Origin of the sequence: Yokenella regensburgei, assembly GCF_051486985.1 — a bacterium.
Taxonomy (GTDB): domain Bacteria; phylum Pseudomonadota; class Gammaproteobacteria; order Enterobacterales; family Enterobacteriaceae; genus CBFFRJ01.
Genome location: NZ_JAHVDV010000006.1, coordinates 92,961 through 117,936, shown reverse-complemented (window position 1 = coordinate 117,936; position 24,976 = coordinate 92,961). Strand labels below are relative to the sequence as shown.

The following is a 24,976-nucleotide window of genomic DNA, read 5'->3' as shown; positions in this document are numbered from 1 at the left end:
AATGACCGAAAAAACACACCATTCTGCCGCCCCGGCGGTGGGTAACGATGAGATCGACATTGGCCGATTGATTGGCACCGTTGTGGAAGCCCGCTGGTGGGTACTGGCGATTACCTCACTCTTTGCCATCGGCGCCATCATCTACTGCCTGTTTGCGACACCCATCTACAGCGCTGATGCGCTGGTACAAATTGAACAGGACGGTGGAAACTCGCTGGTTCAGAACCTGAACAGTGCGCTGGCAAATAAACCGCCCGCCTCGGAGGCTGAAATTCAGCTTATTCAGTCCCGCATGGTACTGGGGAAAACCGTCGACGATCTGGATCTTGATATTGCAGTGACCAAAAATACCTTTCCGGTATTTGGCTCCGGCTGGGATCGGCTGATGGGTCGGCAGAATGAGGCCGTGAAGGTTACCCAATTTGAGGTGCCAAAGGGCATGACGGAACAGACCTTCACCCTCACCGTGCTCAGCCCGAAACAGTACCAGCTTACCAGCGACGGTGGATTTAGCGCCAAAGGTACAGTGGGCCAGATGCTGTCAAAAGATGGGGTAAGCATTACCGTCAGTGAGATAGCCGCAGGGACCGACAGCGAATTTACGGTCACCCGCTATTCTACGCTTGGGATGATCAACAATCTGCAGAGTAATCTCAGCGTCACCGAAAACGGCAAAGACACTGGCGTACTGAGCCTGACTTACACCGGTGAAGATCGTGAACAGATCCGTGCCATCCTCAACAGCATCACGAAGAACTACCTTGAGCAGAATATTCAGCGCAAGTCAGAAGAAGCGGCGAAAAGCCTCGCCTTCCTCGACAAACAGCTGCCTGATGTGCGTGGGAAGCTGGACGCGGCTGAGAACAAACTCAATACCTACCGTCAGGAAAAAGACTCCGTCGATTTGCCCCAGGAAGCGAAAGCGGTACTGGATTCGATGGTCAATATTGATGCCCAGTTAAATGAACTGACCTTTAAAGAAGCAGAAATCTCCAAGCTTTACACCAAAGCGCACCCGGCATACCGCACGCTGCTTGAAAAGCGCCAGGCGCTGGAAGATGAAAAAACAAAACTCAATAACCGCGTCACCGCAATGCCCAAAACGCAGCAGGAGATTGTTCGCCTGACGCGTGATGTGGAGTCCGGGCAGCAGGTTTACATGCAACTGCTTAATAAACAGCAGGAGCTGCGGATAACGGAAGCCAGCACCGTGGGCGATGTGCGTATTGTCGATCCCGCTATCACCCAGCCTGGCGTCCTGAAACCGAAAAAAGCGCTGATCGTACTGGGGAGTATCATTCTTGGTTTGATTCTGTCGGTGGTGGTGGTGCTGTTGCGCTCGCTCTTTAACCGTGGGATTGAAAGCCCGCAGGTGCTGGAAGAGCAGGGGATCAGCGTCTACGCCAGCATCCCCTTGTCGGAATGGCAAAAATCCCGTGATAGCGTCAAAACCGTCAAAGGGGTTAAACGTTACAAACAGAGCCAGCTGCTGGCAGTGGGTAACCCGACGGATCTGGCGATTGAAGCGGTTCGCAGCCTGCGCACCAGCCTCCATTTTGCCATGATGCAGGCCAGCAACAATGTACTGATGATGACCGGGGTCAGCCCCTCCATCGGTAAAACCTTCGTCTGCGCCAACCTGGCGGCGGTCATTAGTCAGGCCAATAAACGGGTACTGATGATCGACTGCGATATGCGCAAAGGGTATAGCCACGAGCTGCTGGGTACGGACAACGTTAACGGCCTCTCTGAGCTTCTGGTAGGTAAAGGCAGCATTGAAACATGTGCCAAGCAGACGTCGATTCCCCATTTCGACCTGGTACCCCGTGGTCAGATCCCACCCAACCCCTCTGAGTTGCTGATGAGCGAACGCTTTACGCAACTGCTGGCGTGGGCAAGTAAAAATTACGATCTGGTTCTGATTGATACCCCACCTATCCTCGCCGTGACCGATGCCGCCATTGTGGGTCGCCATGCCGGTACCACGCTGATGGTGGCGCGTTACGCGGTTAACACGGTGAAAGAGGTGCAGACAAGCCTTAGCCGCTTTGAGCAGAACGGTATCCACGTTAAGGGCGTCATTCTTAACTCTATCTTCCGCCGGGCGACCGGTTACCAGGATTACGGGTACTACGAGTACGAATATAAATCTGACAACAAGTGATAAAGCCATGTTGGCTCTGTACCCCTCACCCCTCCCTCTCCCCACAGGGGAGAGGGGGAAAAGCGAAACCGTTTCCTTTTCAACTGGGGAGGGGGAAAAGCGAAACCGTTTCCTCTTCTCGTGAGGGAGAGGCTGAAAAGCGCAAACCGTTTCCTCTTCCCGTGAGGGAGAGGCTGAAAGGCGAAACCGTTTCCTCTTCTCCTGAGGGAGAGGCTGAAAGGCGCAAACCGTTCCCTCTCCCCTCAGGGGAGAGGGGTAGGGTGAGGGGAATATGCGCACAACACTTCAAACAGTCGGGGAAAAAATGACCACAGAACGTCCATTAATCTCGATTTATATGCCGACGTGGAACCGTCAGCAGCTGGCAATTCGTGCCATTAAATCGGTGCTGCGCCAGGATTATGACCACTGGGAAATGATCATTGTCGATGACTGCTCAACGACCTTTGAACAACTGGAGCGCTTTGTGAACGAGCTGGGTGATGCGCGCGTGCGCTATACCCGCAATCCTTTTAACTCCGGGGCATGCGCCGTGCGTAACCAGGCCATTATGCAAGCCACCGGGCAGTTTATTACCGGCATCGATGACGATGACGAATGGACGCCTGACCGCCTGTCGGTCTTCCTGGCGCATTGCCATCATCTTAAAACGCGGGCGTTTTTATATGCCAACGACTATGTCTGTCAGGGTGAAGTTTACTCGCAGCCTGCCAGCCTGCCGCTGTACCCGAAATCGCCGTTTTCCCGCAAGCTGTTCTACAAGCGCAACATTGTTGGCAACCAGGTGTTCAGCTGGTCATGGCGTTTTAAGGAGTGCCTGTTTGATACGCAACTGAAAGCCGCGCAGGATTACGACATTTTTCTGCGCATGGTAGAGCAGTACGGTGAACCCTGGAAAATCGAAAAGGCCACTCAGATCCTGCACATTAATCACGGTGAAATGCAGATCACCTCGTCGCCGAAAAAGTTCTCCGGCTACTTCCATTTTTACCGTAAACACAAAGCCAAATTTGACCGAGCCAGTAAGAAATATCAGCTGTTTACGCTTTATCAAATCCGCAATAAGCGCATGAACTGGCGCACCTTATTTACCCTCTTGTCCGTGCGTAACGGTAAGCGTCTGGCCGATGGCCTGCGGGGGAAATAATGCGTCTGGAAGATTTTCGCGCCAACCACTGGAGTTTGCGTCCGTGCTGTATGGTGGCGGCGTATCGCATCGCTCACTTCTGCTCGGTATGGCGAAAAAAAAATGTCCTGCACAACCTGTGGGCAGCTCCGATCCTGCTGGCCTACCGTTTCATTACCGAATGTCTGTTCGGTTACGAGATTCAGGCGGCGGCGACCATTGGTCGGCGTTTTACCATTCATCATGGCTATGCCGTGGTGATTAACAAGCATGTGGTCGCGGGTGATGATTTCACCATTCGCCACGGCGTAACCATCGGTAACCGTGGGGCAGAGACACTCGCCTGCCCGGTGATTGGTAACGGGGTTGAGCTGGGGGCGAATGTGGTCCTGCTGGGAGAGATAACCATCGGCAATAACGTGGTTATCGGAGCGGGCAGCGTGGTTCTGGACAGCGTGCCGGACAACGCGCTGGTGGTGGGCGAGAAAGCCCGCGTGAAGGTGATTAAATGAAGATATTACAATTTAACGTGCGCCTTGCTGAAGGGGGCGCCGCTGGCGTAGCGCTGGATTTACATCAGCGCGCGTTACAAAAAGGGATGCACTCCCGCTTTGTTTATGGGTACGGCAAAGGCGGTAAGAAAAGCGTCAGTCACAATGATTACCCCCAGGTGATAAAGCAGACACCGCGCCTGACCTCCCTTGCCAACCTGGCGCTGTTTCGTCTGTTTAACCGCGACCTGTTTGGCAACCTTAACAACCTCTACCGGACGGTCAGCCGTACCAGCGGCCCGGTAGTGCTGCATTTTCATGTGATGCACAGCTACTGGCTCAATCTGGCGGACGTCGTCACCTTCTGTCAGAAAGTGAAAACCCATAAACCGGATGTGACTCTGGTCTGGACCCTGCACGATCACTGGAGTGTGACCGGACGCTGCGCCTTCACTGATGGTTGTGAGGGCTGGAAAACCGGCTGCGAGGCCTGTCCGACGCTGACCAATTATCCGCCGGTGAAGGTCGATCGTGCCCATCGTCTTGTAGGGCAAAAGCGGCAGTGGTTTCGTGAAATGCTGGCGCTCGGCTGTCAGTTTATCTCCCCCAGCCAGCATGTTGCCGACGCTTTTAACAGCCTTTACGGCGCAGGGCGCTGCCGCATCATCAATAACGGCATCGATGTGGCTACCGAAGCGATTCTGGCCGATTTGTCGCCGGTCACCGTGACGCGCGGTCGCCCGAAAATTGCCGTGGTGGCCCATGACCTGCGCTATGACGGGAAGACCAACCAGAAACTGGTGCGTGACGTCATCGCCACCGGCGAAAACGTTGAGCTGCATACCTTCGGTAAGTTTTCGCCTTTTGAAGGTCCCAACGTGGTGAATCATGGTTTTATGACCGATAAACGCCAACTGATGAGCGAGCTGAACCAGATGGATGCGTTACTGTTCACCTCAAGAGTGGATAATTACCCGCTCATTTTGTGTGAAGCGCTGTCGATTGGCGTACCGGTCATCGCGACCCACAGCGATGCAGCGCGTGAGGTGCTGCATAAATCCGGGGGAAAAACCTTCCGCGCTGAGGAGATCCTCCCTCTGGTGCAACAGTCTAAAGCCGATATTGCCCAGGCTGTTTTTGCCACGTCGCTTGAGGCGTTCAGCGCCCGCAGCCGCGTCGCCTACAGTGGTCAACAGATGCTGGAGGAATATGTCTCGTTCTATCAGAATCTGTAGTTATCTTCTGCTGCCGCTTATCTATCTGCTGGTGAACGTCAAACTTCTCCAGCTTGGCGAAAGCTTCCCGATAACCATTGTGACGTTTCTTCCGCTGCTGTTACTGCTGTATGTAGACAAAATTAACCTGAAGAAGTTAATGATTGCCCTGGGAGCAGGGGCAGCGTTAACGCTGTTTAACTACCTCTTTGGTCAGTCGCTCAATGCTGGTAAGTACGTCACCTCAACCATGCTGTTTGTCTATATCGTTATCATTATTGGCATGGTCTGGAGTATTCGCTTTAAGACGATATCGCCCCATAACCACCGTAAGATATTGCGCTTTTTCTGGCTGGTGGTAGGGCTGGTTGTCATGCTGGCGGCCGCCGAAATGGCGCAAATTATTCTCAGTGGCGGCAGTAGTTTGATGGAGACAATTTCGAAATATCTGATTTACAGTAACAGTTACGTGCTGAATTTTATCAAATTTGGCGGTAAGCGAACCACTGCACTTTATTTCGAACCGGCATTCTTTGCTCTGGCGTTAATCTCAATTTGGCTCAGCATCAAACAGTTTGGTATCAAAACGCCAAAGACCGATGCTATGATTTTGGCAGGGATAGTTCTTTCAGGATCGTTTTCCGGGGTTATGACATTTATCCTGTTCTATTTACTGGAGTGGGCTTTTCAGTATCTGAACAAAGAGGCGATCCGCAAGAAACTTCCTTTGGCCATCATTTCATTGGCCGTATTTGTAGTCGGGGTTGTCTTCGCCTTTCCTTATATTGCGGAACGTCTCGGTGATCTAGGAACAGAAGGCTCATCCTCTTATTATCGCATCATTGGTCCGCTTGTGATGGTGGGATATTCCCTGACCAATGTTGATGGTGTAGTAAGATTTGGCTCACTTTATGAATATGTCGCATCATTCGGAATCTTTAACGGTGCGGATGTGGGTAAAACCATAGACAATGGCCTGTATCTGTTAATAATTTATTTTTCGTGGTTCGCTGTAATATTAACCGCGTGGTATCTGATAAAAGTCATGAAGATGATGATGAACGCATTTGGTGATAATCAGAATTATCGTGTTCAGCTTTATCTCTTTACGCCGATATCGTTGTTCTTTACCGGTTCGATTTTTAGTCCAGAATACGCTTTTTTAATTGTCTGCCCGTTTATTCTGCGCAAAGCGCTGAATATAACGAGTTCCTGATGAGGTGCGTCACATGCTGCTAAGTATTATTACCGTTGCGTTTCGAAATTACGAAGGCATTGTGAAAACCTGGGCGTCACTGGCGCATCTCGCTGAGGCAACCGACGTGACGTTCGAGTGGGTTGTGGTTGATGGCGGCTCGCAGGATGGTACAGTAGAATTTCTCGAAAACCTTAAGGGTCAGTACAACTTACGTTACGTAAGCGAGAAAGATAATGGTATTTACGATGCCATGAACAAGGGTATCGATATGGCGAACGGCCGCTTCGCGCTGTTCCTGAACTCTGGCGATATTCTGCACGCTGACAGCGTAAATGTGATTCGCCAGCTTGCCGGTGCCCGTGATAATGCGATGTATATTGCCGATGCGTTATTAGATTTTGGCGATGGCACCAAAATTCGCCGTGGCGCTAAACACGGTTGGTATATTTACCACAGCTTACCGGCCAGCCATCAGGCGATATTCTTCCCGGTAAGTGCGCTGAAAACCTACCCCTACGACTTACAATATAAAGTTTCTTCCGATTACGCTCTGGCTGCAAGAATGTATAAAGCAGGTTTTCCGTTTAAACGCCTGACGGGATTAATTTCCGAATTCTCTATGGGCGGCGTGTCAACCTCGAATAATCTGGAATTATGCCAGGATGCGCGCAATGTCCAGCGCAAGATATTACGCGTACCGGGATTTTGGGCGCAATTATCTTATCTCCTACGGCTACGTACTACCGGTAAAACAAAAGCCTTATATAACAAATCCTGGTGATAAGAAAAAATAGCACCGAGCGCTAAGGGTTAATAATGCAAGAATTACAAGGATTTTCCGTGCCGAAAGGCTTTCGGGGCGGCAATGCTATTAAAGTTCAGCTGTGGTGGGCGGTACAGTCAACCTTATTTGCCTGGTCGCCACAAATTATGTATCGCTGGCGGGCTTTTTTGCTACGTCTGTTTGGAGCAAAAATCGGAAAAAACGTAGTAATACGTCCTTCAGTGAAAATTACTTATCCGTGGAAACTTACCCTTGGCGATTACAGCTGGGTGGGTGATGACGCGGTGTTATACACCTTAGGCGATATTACTATTGGGGCTAACTCGGTGATTTCGCAGAAGTGTTATTTGTGTACGGGCAGTCACGATTATATGAGCGCGCATTTTGATATTAATGCGCAGCCGATTGTGATTGGCGATAAATGCTGGCTGGCGACGGATGTCTTCGTTGCGCCCGGTGTCTGCATTGGCGACGGAACGGTCGTCGGTGCGCGTAGCAGTGTTTTTAAGACGCTTGCGGCAAACAAAATTTGCCGGGGCAATCCCGCAGTGGTGATACGCGAACGCGTAGAAACTGAATAATTTCTGATAAGTACAGAGGAATAGAAAATGTCAAAAGTCGCTCTCATCACCGGCGTAACCGGGCAAGATGGTTCTTATCTGGCGGAACTGCTTCTGGAGAAAGGCTACGAGGTTCATGGTATTAAACGCCGTGCTTCTTCCTTTAATACTGAACGTGTCGATCATATTTACCAGGATCCACATGCCAGCAATCCTAAGTTTCATCTGCACTACGGTGACCTGACCGACTCCTCCAACCTGACCCGTATTTTGCAGGAAGTGCAGCCGGATGAGGTGTATAACCTGGGCGCGATGAGCCACGTGGCGGTCTCTTTCGAATCACCGGAATACACTGCCGACGTTGACGGTATGGGTACTTTGCGTCTGCTGGAGGCGATTCGCTTCCTGGGTCTTGAAAAGAAAACCCGTTTCTACCAGGCCTCCACCTCCGAACTGTACGGTCTGGTGCAGGAAATTCCGCAGAAAGAGACCACGCCGTTCTACCCGCGCTCTCCGTATGCCGTGGCAAAACTCTACGCTTACTGGATCACCGTCAACTACCGTGAATCTTATGGCATGTACGCGTGCAACGGTATCCTGTTTAACCACGAATCCCCGCGTCGTGGCGAGACTTTCGTGACCCGCAAAATCACCCGTGCGATTGCCAACATTGCCCAGGGACTGGAGTCCTGCCTCTACCTCGGCAACATGGACTCCCTGCGTGACTGGGGCCATGCCAAAGACTACGTAAAAATGCAGTGGATGATGCTGCAGCAGGACAAACCTGAAGATTTCGTTATCGCCACAGGCGTTCAGTATTCGGTGCGTCAGTTCGTTGAGATGGCGGCGGCTCAGCTTGGCATCAAACTGCGCTTTGAAGGTAAAGGTGTGGAAGAGAAAGGGATTGTGGTCTCTGTTACCGGGCATGATGCGCCGGGCGTGAAGCCAGGTGATGTGATTGTTGCCGTTGATCCACGCTATTTCCGTCCTGCTGAAGTGGAAACCCTGCTGGGCGACCCGACGAAAGCGCATGAGAAGCTGGGCTGGAAACCAGAAACCACGCTGCAGGAAATGGTCTCCGAGATGGTGGCACACGATCTTGAAGCAGCGAAAAAACACTCGTTGCTGCGGGCCCACGGCTACGAGGTGGCCATCGCGCTGGAGTCCTGAGCATGACGAAAAAACGTATCTTTGTCGCGGGTCACCGCGGCATGGTCGGCTCGGCGATCGTTCGCCAGCTTGAACAGCGGGAGGAGGTGGAGCTGGTGTTGCGTAATCGCGACGCGCTCGATCTCCTTGACCCGGCTGCGGTAAATGCTTTTTTTGCCACCGAGCGCATCGATCAGGTTTACCTGGCGGCGGCGAAGGTGGGGGGCATTGTGGCCAATAACACCTTCCCGGCAGATTTCATCTACGAGAACATGATGATCGAGAGCAACATCATTCACGCTGCGCACACGCATAACGTGAATAAATTGTTGTTCCTGGGCTCCTCGTGCATCTACCCGAAACTGGCGGCCCAGCCCATCGCTGAAAGCGAACTGCTGCAGGGCACCCTTGAGGCCACCAATGAGCCTTATGCCATTGCGAAAATTGCGGGTATCAAGCTCTGTGAGTCCTACAACCGTCAGCATGGCCGCGACTATCGCTCGGTGATGCCTACGAACCTGTACGGGCCGAACGATAACTTCCATCCGAGCAATTCCCATGTGATACCCGCACTGCTTCGCCGCTTCCACGAAGCGACCGTCAGCAATGCGCCAGATGTGGTGGTATGGGGCAGCGGTACCCCGATGCGTGAGTTCCTTCATGTAGACGACATGGCGGCAGCCAGTATCCATGTGATGGAGCTTGATGAGAGCGTGTGGCAGGAGAATACCCAGCCCATGCTGTCGCACATTAACGTGGGTACCGGCATCGATTGCACCATCCGTGAACTGGCGCAGACGCTGGCACAGGTGGTGGGCTACAAAGGGCGCGTGGTCTTTGATGCCACAAAACCCGACGGTACGCCGCGCAAACTGCTGGATGTCACACGCCTGCATGCGCTTGGCTGGTATCACGAGATTTCCCTGGAGCAGGGGCTGGCCAGCACCTACCAGTGGTTCCTTGAAAACCAGCAGCGGTTCAGGGGGTAACTATGTTTTTACGTCCGGACGATTTTGCCACGGTAGTACGTTCTACCCCGCTCATTTCTGTCGATCTTATCGTTGAGAATGCGCATGGGGAGTATCTGGTCGGTAAGCGCACCAACCGCCCCGCGCAGGGGTACTGGTTCGTGCCAGGGGGGCGGGTACAGAAAGATGAGCCGCTGGCTGTCGCCTTTGAACGCCTGACGCTGGCCGAACTGGGCCTGCGTCTTCCTATGTCTGCCGGGGAATTTTATGGCGTCTGGCAACACTTCTACGACGATAACTTCTCCGGAAGCGACTTCAGCACGCACTACATTGTGCTGGGGTTCAGACTGCGCGTGGATCAGGACACCCTGGCGTTACCGCAGGATCAGCACGACGACTACCGCTGGCTGACGCCGGATGTACTGATTGCTGACCCGCTGGTACACGACAACAGCCGCGCCTATTTCCAGGAAGCGCGTGGGGTGCCGGGGCTATGAAAATTCTGGTCTACGGCATCAACGCGTCGCCGGAATTAACCGGTATCGGGAAATACACCGGCGAAATGGTGGAGTGGATGGCCCGGCAGGGCCATGACGTTCGCGTAATTACAGCGCCGCCGTACTATCCACAATGGCGTGTCGCTAAGCCCTGGTCAGCCTGGCGCTATCGCCGGGAAACGGGGGCGGCAACCGTCTGGCGCTGCCCGCTGTATGTTCCCGCTCAGCCCTCGACCATCAAGCGGCTTATCCATTTGACGAGTTTTGCCGTGAGCAGTTTTTTCCCGTTGATGGCGCAGCGCAGCTGGAAGCCGGATCGCATCATCGGGGTGGTTCCGACCCTGTTCTGCATACCGGGTATGCGCCTGCTGGCCAGACTGACCGGCGCGCGCACGCTGGTGCATATACAGGATTATGAAGTCGATGCCATGCTCGGTTTAGGCATGGCTGGCAAAGGCAAAGGCGGCATTGTCGCTAAGCTTGCCAGCGCTTTTGAGCGCAGCAACCTGCGCAATGTCGATAACGTCTCTACCATCTCCCGCTCCATGATGAACAAGGCGCGCGAGAAAGGGGTCAACGCCGAGCGCGTGATCTTCTTCCCGAACTGGTCTGAAGTGGCCCGTTTTCGTGATGTCGACGCTCCCCGCGTCATGCAGCTTAAGCGTGAGCTGGGTCTGCCGGATGACAAAAAAATCATTCTTTACTCCGGCAATATTGGCGAAAAGCAGGGGCTGGAAAATGTGATTGCCGCCGCCGTTGCGCTACGCGAGCAGCCTTTGCTGTTTGTGATTGTCGGGCAGGGTGGGGGAAAAGCCCGGCTGGAAAAACAGGTGCAGGCAGAAAAGCTCGACAACGTCAGGTTTTATCCTCTGCAGCCCTACGACGCACTGCCTGCGCTGTTAAAAATGGCTGACTGCCATCTGGTGATTCAGAAACGCGGCGCCGCAGACGCGGTATTGCCTTCAAAACTGACCAATATTCTGGCGGTAGGCGGGAATGCGGTGATTACCGCCGAAGCGGGCACCGAACTTGGCGAACTCTGCCAGACCTTTCCTGGCATTGCCGTGCGTGTCGAGCCCGAATCCGTTGAAGCACTGACGGCCGGGATCCAGCAGGCGCTGCTGATGCCGCATAACAACACGGTGGCACGTGAATATGCCGAAAACACGCTCGAAAAAGAGCGCGTCTTAACCCAGTTTATGACTGATATTTCCCGTCGTGATCCAGCCGCTGGCGAAGCCCGCACTGCCTCGTCGCAGAGTGACACGCTGAATTACGAAGGGAATGGGGATAAATCATGAGTCAAACACAATTGTACCCGGTCGTGATGGCCGGAGGCTCTGGTAGCCGTCTGTGGCCGCTGTCCCGCGTGCTCTACCCGAAACAATTTTTGTGCCTGAAAGGCGACCTGACCATGCTGCAAACCACGGTCTGTCGTCTGGAGGGCGTGGAGTGTGAAAGCCCTGTTGTCATCTGTAATGAACAGCACCGCTTTATTGTTGCCGAGCAGCTTCGCCAGCTTAATAAGCTGACAGAGAACATTATTCTGGAACCGGCCGGGCGCAACACCGCCCCAGCGATTGCCCTCGCAGCGATGGCGGTAAAACGGCACAACCCGGAGGCGGACCCGCTGATGCTGGTGCTGGCAGCCGACCACGTTATCGCTGATGAAGAAGCTTTTCGTACCTCAGTACGTCAGGCGATGCCCTGGGCAGAGAAGGGCAAACTGGTGACCTTCGGCATCGTGCCGGATATGCCGGAAACCGGCTATGGCTACATTCGTCGTGGCGACCTGGCGCAGGGCGAGGAAGATGCCGTTGCCTTTGACGTGGCACAATTTGTTGAAAAACCCAATCTTGACACCGCACAGGCCTACGTAGCCAGCGGTGAGTATTACTGGAACAGCGGTATGTTTCTCTTCCGTGCCGGGCGCTATCTGGAAGAGCTGAAAAAGTACCGTCCCGATATCTACAGCGCATGCGAAAAGGCGATGAACGTCACTGACCCGGATCTGGATTTCATCCGTGTAGCAGAGGAGCCGTTCCTCGCTTGTCCTGACGAATCCATTGACTATGCGGTAATGGAAAAAACCGCCGATGCGGTGGTGGTTCCAATGGACGCAGGCTGGAGCGATGTCGGCTCCTGGTCCTCGCTCTGGGAAATCAGTGCCCATACCCCTGAGGGAAACGTACATCACGGCGACGTCATCAGTCATGAAACGGAAAACAGCTTCGTTTACGCGGAGTCCGGTCTGGTCACCACCGTCGGCGTGAAAGATCTGGTGGTGGTGCAGACCAAGGATGCGGTGCTGATTGCCGACCGCAATCACGTTCAGGACGTGAAAAAGGTGGTCGAGCAGATTAAAGCGGATGGCCGTCATGAACACCATATTCACCGCGAAGTTTACCGTCCCTGGGGCAAATATGACTCCATTGATGCCGGCGATCGCTATCAGGTGAAACGGATCACGGTGAAACCGGGCGAGGGACTCTCGGTGCAGATGCATCACCATCGGGCAGAACACTGGGTGGTGGTCGCGGGGACGGCTAAAGTCACCATCGATGAAGAGGTGAAGCTGCTGGGCGAAAACGAATCGATTTATATTCCCCTCGGTGCCCGGCACTGCCTGGAAAATCCAGGCAAAATTCCGCTCGATTTGATTGAAGTGCGTTCGGGTTCTTATCTCGAAGAGGACGACATTGTGCGCTTTGAAGATCGATACGGACGTATTTGATTCTGTCCAACCTCTTTTACGCCGCAGGGGGGAGCGCTTTTTCTCACGCAGGTCACGGTGTTGACTGAGCGTCCGGGAAGCCAGGGAGCCGCACCCCACCAGTGACGCGTAAAGAGTGGATATAAAAAATTGATAATTTTGATTAATTCTCCGCAGCGGAGAGGGCCGACTGTTGCCTGAAAACGAGGTAATAATGGAAAAATTAACCTGTTTCAAAGCTTACGATATTCGCGGCAAGCTGGGTTCAGAACTCAATGAAGATATTGCCTGGCGCATTGGCCGCGCTTACGGCGAATATTTAAAGCCGAAAACCATCGTACTGGGCGGCGACGTCCGTTTAACCAGTGAAGCGTTAAAACTGGCGCTGGCGAAAGGGTTGCAGGATGCGGGTGTTGATGTGCTGGATATCGGGCTTTCCGGCACTGAAGAGATTTATTTCGCCACCTTCCATCTCGGCGTGGATGGCGGAATTGAAGTGACCGCCAGCCATAATCCTATGGATTACAACGGGATGAAGCTGGTGCGTCAGGGTGCGCGCCCCATTAGTGGCGACACCGGTCTGCGTGACGTCCAGCGTCTGGCAGAAGCGAACGACTTCCCGTTGGTCGATCCCGGTAAACGCGGCAGCTATGAGAAAATCTCTCTGCGCGAGGCCTACATTGACCATCTGCTGAGCTATGTCTCTCTGGCCAATTTCACGCCGCTACGACTGGTCATTAACGCCGGCAACGGTGCAGCAGGCCCGGTCATTGACGCGCTGGAAGCGCGTTTCAAGGCCCGGAACATCCCGGTCACCTTTATTAAAATCCATAACACCCCGGATGGCACCTTCCCCAACGGTATTCCTAATCCCTTGCTGCCGGAGTGCCGTGATGACACCCGTAATGCGGTGATTGAACACCGGGCAGATCTCGGTATCGCCTTTGACGGTGATTTTGATCGCTGCTTCTTCTTTGATGGCGCAGGGCAGTTTATCGAGGGCTACTACATCGTGGGTCTGCTGGCGCAGGCGTTTCTTGAAAAGCACCCCGGCGCCAAAATCATCCACGACCCGCGTCTTTCCTGGAACACGGTGGATGTGGTTAAGGCCGCTGGCGGCGAGCCGGTCATGTCGAAAACCGGTCATGCCTTTATTAAAGAGCGTATGCGCCACGAAGACGCCATTTACGGCGGTGAGATGAGCGCACACCACTATTTCCGCGATTTTGCCTATTGCGACAGCGGCATGATCCCGTGGTTACTGGTGGCCGAACTGCTCTGCCTGCAGGGTAAGACCCTGGCCGAACTGGTTCAGGATCGCATGCTCGCCTTCCCGGCAAGCGGTGAAATCAACAGCACACTGGTGAAGCCTGCGGAGGCTATCTCGCGGGTAGAACAGCACTTTAAGGCCAGTGCGCTCAGTGTCGACAGAACCGACGGCATCAGCATGACCTTCCCGGACTGGCGCTTTAATTTACGCTCCTCCAACACCGAGCCGGTGGTGCGCCTCAACGTTGAATCACGTGGCAATGTGGCGCTGATGGAGGCGCGAACACAGGACATTCTGGCACTGCTGAATCAGTAACCCATGTTTCTCCCCCACGCCTCCTCCTCTGCGTGATGAGCGGGGAGGGGCGGGGGCAGAACTTATGAACAGGTAAGACGATGACAAATCTAAAAAAGCGCGACCGGGCCAGAACGAATGCATCGTTAATCTCAATCGTGCAGCGATTTTCAGACATCACCATCATGTTCGGTGGGCTATATGTGGTCTGTAGACTCAATGCGTTGCCGTTCTTTTATCAGCATCTGGTGATGGCCCTGATTACGCTGGTGGTTTTCCAGATGATTGGCGGCATGACCGATTTTTATCGTTCATGGCGTGGCGTGCGTTTTATGACCGAACTGGTTTTGCTGCTGCAAAACTGGACGCTCAGCTTTATCTTCAGCGCAGGTCTGGTGGCCTTTCGCAGCGAAATCAACAACACCTTTGCCCTCTACTTCGCATGGTATTTACTCAGTAGCTCAGGCCTAATCATCTGCCGTGGCGTGATCCGCTTTGCGGCAGGCTGGCTGCGTAATCATGGTTACAACACCCGTCGTGTTGCGGTAGTAGGCGACCTCCCTGCGGGCCAGGCGCTGCTTGACAGTTTTCGCAATGAACCCTGGCTGGGGTACGAGGTGATTGGGGTTTACCATGATGCAAAACCCGGCGGGGTGAGTAATGACTGGGTAGGGAACTTTGATCAACTGCTCGATGACGCCCGTGCCGGCAAGATCCATAACGTTTACATTGCCATGTCCATGAATGACGCGGCCTGCATTAAGAAGCTGGTACGTGACCTCGCCGACACCACCTGCTCCGTTATTCTTATCCCGGACGTCTTCACCTTTAATATCCTCCATTCACGCATTGAGGAGGTGAATGGCGTGCCCGTCGTGCCGCTGTATGACACCCCGCTTTCCGGCATTAACCGCGTGCTCAAGCGGCTGGAGGATATCGTACTCGCCTCGCTTATTCTGATGCTCATCTCTCCGGTGCTGCTGGGGATTGCCCTGGCGGTGAAAACCACCTCGCCAGGGCCGGTGATTTTCCGTCAGAAGCGTTATGGCATGGACGGTAAACCCATCATGGTATGGAAATTCCGCTCCATGAAAGTGATGGAGAACGACAAGGTGGTCACCCAGGCCACACAGAACGATCCGCGGGTGACCAGAGTAGGGAGCTTCCTGCGCCGCACCTCCCTTGATGAACTGCCGCAGTTTATCAATGTGCTGACGGGCGGGATGTCGATTGTCGGTCCTCGCCCGCATGCGGTCGCGCACAATGAGCAGTACCGCCAGTTGATCGAAGGCTACATGCTGCGCCACAAGGTTAAACCCGGCATTACCGGCTGGGCACAGATTAACGGCTGGCGCGGCGAGACCGACACGCTGGAAAAAATGGAAAAACGTATTGAATTCGACCTGGAATACATCCGCGAGTGGAGCCTGTGGTTCGATATCAAAATTGTTTTTCTGACGATTTTCAAAGGCTTTGTTAATAAAGCGGCCTACTAGGGAGTTTGCCTTGAGCCTGAGAGAAAAAACCATCAGCGGGGCAAAATGGTCAGCGATGGCCACGCTGACCATCATCGGCCTTGGGTTGATCCAGATGACCGTGCTGGCGCGCATCATCGATAACCATCAGTTCGGACTGCTGACCGTGTCACTGGTGATCATTGCCCTGGCGGACACGCTGTCGGATTTTGGCATTGCCAACTCCATCATCCAGCGCAAGGAGATAAGCCATCTTGAGCTGACAACGCTCTACTGGCTGAATGTGGGGCTGGGGCTGGTGGTGTGTGCGGCGATTTTTGCCCTGAGCGACCTGATTGCCGATGTGTTGAATAACCCCGACCTCGCGCCGCTTATCAGGACACTGTCGCTGGCGTTCGTGGTAATTCCTCACGGACAGCAGTTTCGTGCACTTATGCAAAAAGAGATGGAGTTCAATAAAATCGGCAGTATTGAGACGCTGTCGGTGCTGGCAGGCTTCTCCTTCACCGTCATCAGTGCCTTCTATTGGCCGCTGGCAATGACGGCCATTCTCGGTTATCTGGTGAACAGCACCGTGCGTACCCTGCTGTTTGGCTGGTTTGGCCGTAAAATTTACCGTCCGGGACTGCATTTTTCCCTGCGTTCGGTCAGTTCGAACCTGAAATTCGGTGCCTGGCTGACGGCGGACAGCATCATTAATTACGTTAATACCAATCTTTCAACCCTGGTGCTGGCCCGTATTCTTGGCGCAGGTGTGGCGGGGGGGTATAACCTGGCCTACAACGTGGCGGTTGTGCCGCCCATGAAGCTCAACCCCATTATTACCCGCGTCCTGTTTCCGGCTTTTGCCAAAATCCAGGATGACACCGCAAAGCTGCGCCTCAACTTCTACAAGCTACTTTCCGTGGTTGGCATCATTAACTTTCCGGTTCTGCTGGGGCTGCTGGTGGTGGCCAATAATTTCGTGCCGCTGGTATTCGGTGAAAAATGGAACAGCATCATCCCCATTTTGCAGCTGCTGTGCATCGTCGGGCTGTTACGGGCTGTGGGTAACCCTATAGGTTCACTGTTGATGGCAAAAGCACGGGTGGATATCAGCTTTAAATTCAATGTCTTCAAAACCTTTTTGTTCATTCCGGCCATTGTTATTGGTGGTCATATGGCGGGGGCCATTGGCGTCACGCTGGGCTTCCTGCTGGTGCAGATTATCAACACCATTCTCAGCTACTTCGTGATGATAAAACCGGTGCTCGGCTCAAGCTATCGGCAGTACATCCTGAGCCTGTGGCTGCCGTTCTATCTCTCTTTGCCAACGCTTGTCGTGAGTTATGGCCTTGGCCTTGCGCTTGATGGTCATCTGTCGACAGCCGCCTTACTCGCGCTTCAGGTGGGAGCCGGTGTGCTGGCCTTTGCGCTGATGATTGTGCTGTCGCGCAATGCCCTGGTGGTTGAGTTGAAACGCCAGTTTTGCCGCAGCGAGAAAATGAAAACGCTACTGCGGGCAGGTTGAAATTAATTTCCCCCTCACCCCGGCCCTCTATTTTGCGGGGCGAAGGTGAACAGACGCGCCGTGCCGTCCTCTCCCTCTGAGGGGCGAGGGTGAACAGACGCGCCATGCAGTCCCCTCTCCCCTCAGGGGAGAGGGTTAGGGTGAGGGGAATACTTTAAGAGGTCAGTATGAAACTATTAATTCTTGGTAATCACACCTGCGGTAACCGTGGCGACAGCGCCATTCTGCGCGGGTTACTGGACGCGATTGCCCGTATTGAGCCCCAGGCAGACGTTGACGTGATGAGCCGTTATCCGGTCAGCTCTTCGTGGCTGCTTAACCGCCCGGTGATGGGTGACCCGTTATACAGCCAGATGAAAGCTCACAACACGGCGGCGGGACTGGTGGGACGGGTTAAAAAAATTCTTCGTCGACGCTATCAGCATCAGGTGCTGCTCTCGCGCGTCACCGACAGCGGCAAACTGCGTAACATCGCCATTGCCCAGGGCTTTACTGACTTTGTGCGCCTGCTCGCGAATTACGATGCCATCGTACAGGTGGGCGGCTCCTTTTTCGTCGACCTCTATGGCGCACCGCAGTTTGAGCATGCCCTCTGTACTTTTATGGCGAAAAAACCCCTCTATATGATTGGGCACAGCGTGGGGCCGTTCCAGGATCCACAGTTTAATCAACTGGCAAACTACGCCTTTGGTCATTGTGAGGCGTTGATCCTGCGTGAAAGCGTCAGTCTTGACCTGATGAAGAAAAGTGACATCACCACCGCGAAAGTGGAGCAGGGCGTGGATACCGCCTGGCTGGTCGAGGACGATGAGGACTTCACCCCGAGCTATGCGGTGCGTCACTGGCTGGAGGTGGCAGGTCGGCAGAAAACGGTCGCGATCACCCTGCGTGAACTGGCACCGTTTGATAAACGTCTCGGTACCACGCAGCAGGCCTATGAAGCCGCCTTTGCCAACGTGGTAAACCGGGTTATTGATGCCGGCTGGCAGGTCATCGCCCTCTCTACCTGTACCGGTATTGATAGTTATAACAAAGATGACCGGATGGTGGCGCTGAACCTGCGTCAGCACATCAGCGATCCCTCGCGCTACCACGTGGTGATGGATGAGCTTAACGATCTGGAGATGGGTAAAATTCTTGCAGCCTGCGACTTAACGGTGGGCACCCGTCTGCACTCCGCCATTATCTCGATGAACTTTGGCACCCCTGCCATTGCTATTAACTATGAGCATAAATCAGCCGGGATTATGAAGCAGCTCGGCATGCCGGAGATGGCGGTCGACATTCGCCATCTGCTGGACGGCTCTCTTGCGGCCATGACCGCCGACACTCTCGGGCAGCTCCCCGCACTAAACCAGCGCCTTGCAACTGCGGTTGCTGCCGAACGGGAGAAAGGGGCAGTGATGGTGAAATCGGTGCTGGACCGTATCCGGGAGGTGAAATGAAAGTCAGCTTTTTCCTGCTGAAGTTTCCGCTCTCCTCTGAAACCTTCGTACTGAACCAGATTGTTGCCTTTATCAATATGGGCTACGAGGTGGAAATCGTTGCCTTGCATAAAGGGGATTTGAGCAATACCCATGCGGCGTGGACGGACTATCAGCTGGCAGAAAAAACGCACTGGTTGCTGGATGAGCCGGAAGGCAAGCTTGCAAAACTGCGTTACCGCGGGAAGGCCATTGTGCGCGGGGCGGGCAGAGCCAGCACCTGGAAAGCCCTGAATATGTCGCGCTATGGCGACGAGGCACGGAATCTGATCCTGGCGGCTATCTGCGGTCTTTCCCCTCGGGTGTTCACCGCTGACGTGTTTATCGCCCACTTTGGCCCGGCGGGGGTGACGGCCGCCAAACTGCGCGAGCTTGGCATGTTGCGCGGCAAAATTGCTACCGTCTTTCATGGTATTGATGTCTCCCACCGCGACGTGCTTAACCACTACACCCCGGAGTACCAGCAACTTTTCCGCCGTGGCGATTTAATGTTGCCCATCAGCGAGCTGTGGGCCTCCCGCCTGCTTGCGATGGGCTGCCCGGAGGAAAAAATTGCCATTTCCCGTATGGGCGTGGACATCACCCGTTTCACCCTGCGACCGGTGAAAACCCCGGGCACACCGTTGCAAATCGTCTCGGTTGCCCGCCTCACGGAGAAAAAAGGGCTGCATGTGGCCATTGAAGCCTGCCGGTTACTCAAGGCGCAGGGCGTCTCCTTTACTTACCGGATCCTCGGTATCGGCCCGTGGGAGCGTCGTCTTCGTACCCTAATCGAGCAGTTTGAACTTGAAGATGTGATCGAGATGCCCGGTTTTAAACCGAGCCATGAGGTCAAGGCCATTCTTGACGATGCCGATGTCTTCCTCCTGCCGTCGGTAACCGGTAGCGATGGCGACATGGAAGGGATCCCGGTGGCCCTGATGGAAGCGATGGCGGTGGGGATCCCGGTGGTTTCAACGGTCCACAGCGGCATTCCTGAACTGGTGGACGCCGACAGATCCGGCTGGCTGGTACCAGAAAACGACGCCGTGGCACTGGCGCAGCGGCTGGCGGCCTTTTCCGGCATGCTGAGTCAGGATCTGGCCCCCGTCATTACCCTTGCCCGCGAGAAAGTTGAAACCGATTTTAATCAGCAACGTATTAATCAGAATCTTGCCACGCTGCTTCAGGCACTTTGACTTAGAGGTTTTATGGCTGAACAACATGCAAAAACGGTCTTTACACGACGAAAGTTCCTTGCAACCGGTAGCGCACTGGCGGCACTGCCGCTGCTGCACGCGCCTTTGCTGCGTGCAGCCACTGGCAGCCACTCTGTCGACATTCGGCGCTACCAGACGACCGACTGGCCCGCTGCGTTAAAGCAGGGCTTTAGTGAGGCGCAGACGGTTGAAATTCCGGCCGACCTGGTGTGTGAAAATATGAATACCGGCGTCTTTATCCCGCCGGGTAAAACGCTGTTAGTGCGCGGGGCCATTAAAAGTAATGGTCGCGGGCGATTGGTGCTGCAGGATGGCAGTAAAGTGATTGGGGAGAAAGGCGGTAGTCTCTACAACCTGACGCTGGATGTCCGGGGCTCGGACTGCGTTATCCAGGGCATTAGCCTGAGTGGTTATGGGCCGGTGACGCAAATCTATATCGGTGGAAAAAAGCCCCAGGTGATGCGCAACCTGCTTATTGATAACATTACCGTGACGAAAGCCAACTACGCCATCCTGCGGCAGGGCTTTCATAATCAGGTCGTGGGGGCGCGCATTACAAACAGTAGATTCAGCTACCTGCAGGGCGATGCTATTGAGTGGAACGTGGCTATCAACGATCACGATATCCTGATTTCCGATCATGTTATCGACCATATCGACTGTACCAACGGCAAAATTAACTGGGGTATCGGCATTGGTCTTGCGGGAAGCACCTATGACAATGCGTATCCTGAAGCGCAGGCGGTAAAAAACTTTGTGGTCGCGAATATCACCGGCAGCCATTGCCGGCAACTGGTCCATGTTGAAAACGGCAAGCATTTCATTATTCGCAATATCAACGCAAAAAATATTACCCCCGATTACAGTAAAAAAGCGGGTATTGATAACGCCACGGTTGCCATTTATGGCTGTGATAATTTTGTGATTGATGATGTAACCATGGTGAACAGTGCCGGAATGCTCATCGGTTATGGCGTCATAAAAGGCGATTATTTGTCCATACCGCAAAACTTCAAGCTGAATGACATCAAACTTGATAACCGTGAAAGTGAGTATAAATTGCGCGGCATTCAGATCTCTTCAGGTAATGCGACCTCCTTTGTAGCCATCACAAATCTTAATTTACGCCGCGCCAGTCTCGAGCTGCATAACAAACCACAACATCTCTTTCTCAGGAATATCAATGTGATGCAGGATTCCAAAGTGGGCGCTGCTCTGAAACTGAATTTTGATTTGCGTAAAGATGTGCGCGGTCGCTTTATGGCGAAGCAGGATACGTTATTGTCACTGGCAAATATTAAAGCGGTGAATGAAAAAGGTGAAAATTCTGTCGATATCGATCGCGTTGACCACCATACCGTTAATGTTGAAAACGTCAATTTCCGCTTACCGTCGCGCCCTTTCTGGCCCTGACCTCACAATGAAATGCGAGGAATCCTGGAGACTTGCGCCCGCTGCTGGGATTACATCTACAGCAATTTTTCGACAATCGGCGTAACATCTTTCGCCGCGCATCGTCATGGCTTTACTGGCGAAAAAAAGTTGAAGGTCTATAATTTATCAATCATTTACAGGTGGAAGATATAATGATTAATTTGAAAGCAGTTATACCGGTAGCCGGTTTAGGGATGCATTTGCTCCCCGCCACCAAGGCAATCCCTAAAGAGATGCTGCCGATCGTTGACAAGCCGATGATTCAATACATTGTCGACGAGATTGTGGCTGCAGGCATCAAAGAGATCGTTCTTGTCACCCATTCTTCCAAGAATGCGGTTGAAAACCATTTTGACACCTCCTATGAGCTTGAAGCGCTCCTGGAGCAGCGCGTTAAGCGTCAGCTACTCGCCGAAGTACAGTCTATCTGCCCGCCGGGCGTGACCATCATGAACGTGCGCCAGGCGCAGCCGCTGGGTCTGGGCCACTCCATTCTGTGTGCGCGTCCTATCGTTGGTGATAATCCGTTTGTGGTTGTTCTGCCGGACATCGTACTGGACTCTGCCTCCGCTGACCCGCTGCGTTACAACCTCGCGGCCATGGTAGCCCGCTTTAACGAGACCGGTCGTAGCCAGGTGCTGGCTAAACGCATGAGCGGCGATCTCTCCGAATACTCGGTGATTCAGACCAAAGAGCCGCTGGACAGCGAAGGGAAAGTCAGCCGTATTGTTGAGTTCATTGAGAAACCCGATCAGCCACAAACACTGGACTCCGATCTGATGGCGGTAGGGCGTTATGTGCTCTCTGCAGATATCTGGGCGGAGCTGGAGCAAACCGAGCCGGGCGCATGGGGACGTATTCAGCTGACAGATGCCATTGCCAAACTGGCCGGTAAGCAGTCTGTAGACGCTATGCTGATGACGGGCGACAGCTTCGACTGCGGTAAAAAAATGGGTTATATGCAGGCATTCGTCAGTTACGGCCTGAGAAATTTAAAAGAAGGCCAGAAGTTCCGGGAGAGAATTCAAAAATTGTTAACGCAGTGAAGCGCGCAAAAATTTCCCGCAAAATAATTAACTTATAAAAAAAAGACAGTGGTGAGTGGTAATGGGCTGCGGTTGGCTTCAGAACATTCCCACTGTTTTTTTTGTTTTTTGCTGTTAGATCAAGAAGTAATAATTAGCGGGATGAGAATTTTCTCATTTAAATCGTTGAGATTTTTCTTGTTTCAGTGCTTATAAAAGCAGAAAATAGTTTTAACATTTTGTGCCGGTTGAGGTTGAACGTTAAGTAACCGACGCATTATCCAGATTGATTGTATGTAGTCACACATAGCACGCTGGTAGCTGATGAGCCAGGGGCGGTAGCATGGTTTGTTTTGACCACTGTCTACGGTCCTGGTCTCTGTTTTCCAGTGGGACAGATGAAATTTGCATAAGTAAACGGAATATTCTCGTGAAAATACTGGTCACAGGTGGGGCAGGCTTTATTGGATCTGCTGTTGTTCGTCATATCATTAATAACACTCAGGACGCTGTCGTTAACGTCGATAAGTTAACCTATGCAGGCAATCTTGAGTCGTTAGTTGATATTGAAAATAATTCTCGTTATCAATTTGAGCATGCGGATATTTGTGATGGCGAGGCGATGGCGCGAATTTTTGCCGCCCATCAGCCTGATGCTGTTATGCATCTGGCCGCCGAGAGCCACGTTGACCGCTCAATCACAGGGCCTGCTGCATTTATTGAAACGAATATCGTGGGTACTTACGTATTGCTGGAAGCCGCCCGTAAATACTGGTCGCAACTGGATGAATCCCGTAAATCCGCGTTTCGCTTCCATCATATTTCAACGGATGAAGTCTACGGCGACCTGCCGCATCCGGATGACGTTCCTGCTGGCGAACCTTTGCCGCTGTTTACAGAAACGACGCCTTACTCTCCAAGCAGTCCTTACTCCTCCTCCAAAGCCTCCAGCGATCATTTAGTTCGCGCCTGGCGCCGCACTTATGGTTTGCCTACCCTGGTAACCAACTGCTCAAACAACTATGGTCCCTACCATTTCCCGGAAAAACTGATCCCGCTCATTATTCTCAATGCGCTGGCCGGTAAGCCGCTGCCTGTCTATGGCAACGGAGAACAGATTCGTGACTGGCTGTTTGTTGAAGACCATGCGCGCGCGCTGTACAAAGTGGTAACCAGTGGCACAGCCGGTGAGACTTATAATATCGGCGGCCACAATGAGCGTAAGAACATTGAAGTCGTGAAAACCATTTGCGCCATTCTTGATGAGGTCATTGAGAACAAACCGCAAGGGATCGCGCATTTTGCCGATCTGATTACCTATGTAACCGATCGTCCTGGTCACGATCTGCGTTACGCCATTGATGCAACCAAAATTAAAGAAGACCTGGGCTGGGTTCCTGAAGAGACATTCGAATCGGGCATTCGCAAAACCGTCCACTGGTATCTGAACAACAAAGAGTGGTGGCAGCGTGTAATGGATGGTTCTTATGCAGGTGAACGTTTAGGTCTTGCGGATTAATTAAAGGAAATAATGATGAAAGGCATCGTCTTAGCGGGTGGATCCGGTACTCGCCTTTACCCTATTACTCAGGGTGTATCTAAACAGTTGTTGCCTGTTTACGATAAGCCAATGATTTTTTACCCCATCTCTGTGCTAATGCTGGCAGGTATTCGTGACATTTTAATTATCACGACGCCTGATGATATGCCAGCATTCCAGCGGCTACTGGGCAATGGCGAGCAGTTCGGCATTCGCTTAAGTTATGAGGTTCAGCCTTCCCCGGACGGTCTCGCGCAGGCCTTTATTATTGGTGAAGAGTTTATTAACAACGAACCTTGTGCGCTGGTACTGGGCGATAACATCTATTTTGGTCAAAGCTTCGGCAAAAAACTGGAAGCGGCCGCGCAGTTAACTCAGGGCGCGATGGTCTTTGGTTACCAGGTTCAGGATCCTGAACGTTTTGGCGTGGTTCAGTTTGATGCCAACTACAAAGCGCTCTCGATTGAAGAAAAACCGCTGAAGCCGCAGTCCAACTGGGCGGTAACAGGCCTCTATTTCTATGATAAAAACGTTGTGGAAATGGCAAAACAGGTTAAGCCTTCTGCCCGTGGCGAGCTGGAAATCACCACGCTGAACCAGATGTACCTGGATCGGGGTGAGCTGCAGGTTGAGTTGTTAGGCCGTGGCTTTGCGTGGCTTGATACCGGGACGCATGACAGCCTGGTTGAAGCATCTCAGTTCATTCATACCATTGAGAAACGCCAGGGTATGAAAGTGGCGTGCCTGGAAGAGATCGCTTTCCGTAAAGGCTGGCTGAGTAAAGAGCAGGTAGCTGACCAGATTAAGATCCTTTCCAAAACAGATTACGGTCGCTATCTGCAAAACCTGATTAGCGAGTAACCCTGACATTGCTGCGGTTG

The 24,976-nt window shown here is 53.0% G+C and carries 21 protein-coding genes; all 21 read left to right on the top strand.

The genetic code is table 11. The features are described 5' to 3' along the window. The first annotated feature begins 1 nt into the window (after nucleotide 1). Nucleotides 2–2,164: a tyrosine-protein kinase Wzc gene (gene wzc / locus KXR87_RS06745; protein ID WP_437431485.1), complete on the top strand. Its 2,163-nt coding sequence runs from the start codon at nucleotides 2–4 to the stop codon at nucleotides 2,162–2,164. Between the two features lie 304 nt (nucleotides 2,165–2,468). Continuing rightward, complete coding sequence (gene wcaA, locus KXR87_RS06740) at nucleotides 2,469–3,311, top strand: colanic acid biosynthesis glycosyltransferase WcaA (RefSeq protein ID WP_437431484.1); 843 nt, start codon at nucleotides 2,469–2,471, stop codon at nucleotides 3,309–3,311. Beyond that, a complete protein-coding gene (gene wcaB / locus KXR87_RS06735; protein ID WP_437431483.1) occupies nucleotides 3,311–3,802 on the top strand; it encodes a colanic acid biosynthesis acetyltransferase WcaB in 492 nt (163 codons plus the stop codon). Before wcaA ends, wcaB begins: the two co-directional genes overlap by 1 nt. Beyond that, complete coding sequence (wcaC, locus tag KXR87_RS06730; protein ID WP_437431482.1) at nucleotides 3,799–5,016, top strand: colanic acid biosynthesis glycosyltransferase WcaC; 1,218 nt, start codon at nucleotides 3,799–3,801, stop codon at nucleotides 5,014–5,016. Before wcaB ends, wcaC begins: the two co-directional genes overlap by 4 nt. Then, nucleotides 4,991–6,211, top strand: a complete 1,221-nt coding sequence (gene wcaD, locus KXR87_RS06725; RefSeq protein WP_437431481.1) for a colanic acid polymerase WcaD — start codon at nucleotides 4,991–4,993, stop codon at nucleotides 6,209–6,211. The genes wcaC and wcaD overlap by 26 nt, the downstream gene beginning before the upstream one ends. A 13-nt stretch (nucleotides 6,212–6,224) precedes the next feature. Then, on the top strand, nucleotides 6,225–6,974 hold the full coding sequence (gene wcaE, locus KXR87_RS06720; protein WP_437431480.1) for a colanic acid biosynthesis glycosyltransferase WcaE: 750 nt from the start codon (nucleotides 6,225–6,227) through the stop codon (nucleotides 6,972–6,974). 35 nt (nucleotides 6,975–7,009) lie between these two features. Continuing rightward, the gene (gene wcaF, locus KXR87_RS06715) at nucleotides 7,010–7,558 is read left to right on the top strand and encodes a colanic acid biosynthesis acetyltransferase WcaF (protein WP_437431479.1); all 549 of its coding nucleotides are present in this window, start codon (nucleotides 7,010–7,012) and stop codon (nucleotides 7,556–7,558) included. Nucleotides 7,559–7,585: 27 nt separating this feature from the next. Continuing rightward, on the top strand, nucleotides 7,586–8,707 hold the full coding sequence (gene gmd / locus KXR87_RS06710) for a GDP-mannose 4,6-dehydratase (RefSeq protein WP_437431478.1): 1,122 nt from the start codon (nucleotides 7,586–7,588) through the stop codon (nucleotides 8,705–8,707). 2 nt (nucleotides 8,708–8,709) lie between these two features. After that, nucleotides 8,710–9,675, top strand: coding sequence for a GDP-L-fucose synthase (fcl, locus tag KXR87_RS06705; protein WP_437431477.1), 966 nt, complete (start codon nucleotides 8,710–8,712; stop codon nucleotides 9,673–9,675). Nucleotides 9,676–9,677: 2 nt separating this feature from the next. After that, nucleotides 9,678–10,151, top strand: coding sequence for a GDP-mannose mannosyl hydrolase (locus tag KXR87_RS06700; protein WP_437431476.1), 474 nt, complete (start codon nucleotides 9,678–9,680; stop codon nucleotides 10,149–10,151). After that, nucleotides 10,148–11,452, top strand: coding sequence for a colanic acid biosynthesis fucosyltransferase WcaI (gene wcaI, locus KXR87_RS06695; RefSeq protein WP_437431475.1), 1,305 nt, complete (start codon nucleotides 10,148–10,150; stop codon nucleotides 11,450–11,452). The genes KXR87_RS06700 and wcaI overlap by 4 nt, the downstream gene beginning before the upstream one ends. Then, nucleotides 11,449–12,885 (top strand): mannose-1-phosphate guanyltransferase, encoded by a 1,437-nt coding sequence (gene cpsB, locus KXR87_RS06690; protein WP_437431474.1) that lies wholly within the window; start codon nucleotides 11,449–11,451, stop codon nucleotides 12,883–12,885. The genes wcaI and cpsB overlap by 4 nt, the downstream gene beginning before the upstream one ends. A gap of 193 nt (nucleotides 12,886–13,078) precedes the next feature. After that, a complete protein-coding gene (gene cpsG / locus KXR87_RS06685) occupies nucleotides 13,079–14,449 on the top strand; it encodes a colanic acid biosynthesis phosphomannomutase CpsG (protein ID WP_437431473.1) in 1,371 nt (456 codons plus the stop codon). An 80-nt stretch (nucleotides 14,450–14,529) separates the two neighbouring features. Beyond that, entirely contained in the window at nucleotides 14,530–15,924 is a 1,395-nt protein-coding gene (gene wcaJ / locus KXR87_RS06680; RefSeq protein WP_437431472.1) for an undecaprenyl-phosphate glucose phosphotransferase, read from the top strand. Nucleotides 15,925–15,934: 10 nt separating this feature from the next. Further along, the gene (gene wzxC, locus KXR87_RS06675) at nucleotides 15,935–17,413 is read left to right on the top strand and encodes a colanic acid undecaprenyl disphosphate flippase WzxC (protein ID WP_437431471.1); all 1,479 of its coding nucleotides are present in this window, start codon (nucleotides 15,935–15,937) and stop codon (nucleotides 17,411–17,413) included. A 167-nt stretch (nucleotides 17,414–17,580) separates the two neighbouring features. After that, entirely contained in the window at nucleotides 17,581–18,858 is a 1,278-nt protein-coding gene (gene wcaK / locus KXR87_RS06670; protein WP_437431470.1) for a colanic acid biosynthesis pyruvyl transferase WcaK, read from the top strand. Next, nucleotides 18,855–20,075, top strand: a complete 1,221-nt coding sequence (gene wcaL / locus KXR87_RS06665) for a colanic acid biosynthesis glycosyltransferase WcaL (protein ID WP_437431469.1) — start codon at nucleotides 18,855–18,857, stop codon at nucleotides 20,073–20,075. The genes wcaK and wcaL overlap by 4 nt, the downstream gene beginning before the upstream one ends. Before the next feature lie 12 nt (nucleotides 20,076–20,087). Next, nucleotides 20,088–21,509 (top strand): colanic acid biosynthesis protein WcaM, encoded by a 1,422-nt coding sequence (wcaM, locus tag KXR87_RS06660; protein WP_437431468.1) that lies wholly within the window; start codon nucleotides 20,088–20,090, stop codon nucleotides 21,507–21,509. A 173-nt stretch (nucleotides 21,510–21,682) separates the two neighbouring features. Beyond that, nucleotides 21,683–22,576 carry a GalU regulator GalF gene (gene galF / locus KXR87_RS06655; protein ID WP_437431467.1) on the top strand — a complete coding sequence of 298 codons (894 nt, stop codon included), beginning with the start codon at nucleotides 21,683–21,685 and terminating at the stop codon, nucleotides 22,574–22,576. A gap of 409 nt (nucleotides 22,577–22,985) precedes the next feature. Beyond that, on the top strand, nucleotides 22,986–24,074 hold the full coding sequence (rfbB, locus tag KXR87_RS06650; protein WP_437431466.1) for a dTDP-glucose 4,6-dehydratase: 1,089 nt from the start codon (nucleotides 22,986–22,988) through the stop codon (nucleotides 24,072–24,074). 15 nt (nucleotides 24,075–24,089) lie between these two features. Beyond that, a complete protein-coding gene (rfbA, locus tag KXR87_RS06645) occupies nucleotides 24,090–24,956 on the top strand; it encodes a glucose-1-phosphate thymidylyltransferase RfbA (protein WP_437431530.1) in 867 nt (288 codons plus the stop codon). Nucleotides 24,957–24,976 lie beyond the last annotated feature (20 nt).